Genomic DNA, 980 nt, shown 5'->3' with positions numbered 1-980 from the left:
CTAGATGAGTAAGTCCGATGTGCTGGTCAGTGGTCGTAAGCGGTCAGTGAGCGGGTGACCGGTGTTCCTGTCTGCCGGTTGTGCCAGATGGCTGCGGTCAGGGTGAGGATGCGTTGTCCGACGCGGGCCAGGACTCCGGCTGGGGTCCTGGCCCCGTGGCGTTCGAGGTCGAGCTGTCCCTTGAGGGTGTCGTTGACCGACTCGATCAGCTGCCGGATCGGCTTGAGGACATGCTCGCCCGGCCGGGGCTTGAGGTTGCGGTAGCTGGGCCGCAGCAGGGTCAGGCCGTGCTCGGCGATGAAGGCGTCCAAATGCTTGGAGACGTAGCCCTTGTCACCGACGATCGTCTGCCCGGGGTGTGTGACCAGGAGCTCCTGGTCACCTGTGAGCATGTCGGTCAGGACCTCGCGTTCGTCGGTTTTGGGGCTGGCCAGGGCCCAGGCGATCGGCAGGCCGCCGGGCGTGCAGATCAGGTGCAGTCGCAGGCCCCAGAAGAAGCGGGAGTGGGAGGGGCAGTAGCCGTATCCGGCCCAGCCGGCAAGGTCGGAGCGTTTGACTGTGGGCCGGGAGCGGGCGCACTCCACGGGGGTCGAGTCCACGATCCACACGTCGTCGTGCCACAGGTCGGTGTCCCGTGCCAGGGTGCGGACGAACCGGCTGATCAGCGTGTTCGCGCCGCGCAGGCGCTTGTTGTAGCCGGACTGCCCCGGCAGGTAGGGAAACTCGGCGGACAGATGGGAGCGGGCGAACCGCAGCCACCGGGCCTCGGAGACGAAACCCAGAACGGCCTGCATGACCGCGAGCGTCAACAGCTCGGCATCCGTCAGCCTCGGCGGACGGCCCCATCGCCGCGTTCCTGCCAGAGAGTCATCGATCTTCACGTACAGTGCTGTCGCGAGGGTTTCGAGATCTGTCGTCACAAACGGATCAACGAGGCCCTCGCTTCATGGCCTCCGAAGGTTTCGGACTTACTCATCTAG

General features: G+C 65.8%; 1 protein-coding gene. It reads right to left on the bottom strand.

Going from position 1 to position 980, the window contains the following annotated elements; genetic code table 11:
- Positions 1 to 26: 26 nt before the first annotated feature.
- Positions 27 to 920 carry an IS982 family transposase gene (locus tag IE294_RS46820; RefSeq protein WP_189895399.1) on the bottom strand — a complete coding sequence of 298 codons (894 nt, stop codon included), beginning with the start codon at positions 918 to 920 and terminating at the stop codon, positions 27 to 29.
- Between the last annotated feature and the right edge of the window lie 60 nt (positions 921 to 980).

Source organism: Streptomyces canarius, assembly GCF_014650735.1.
In the GTDB taxonomy this organism is placed as follows: domain Bacteria; phylum Actinomycetota; class Actinomycetes; order Streptomycetales; family Streptomycetaceae; genus Streptomyces; species Streptomyces olivaceoviridis.
The sequence above is the reverse complement of the archived record's forward strand: the minus strand, read 5'-3'. Positions and strand labels throughout refer to the sequence as shown.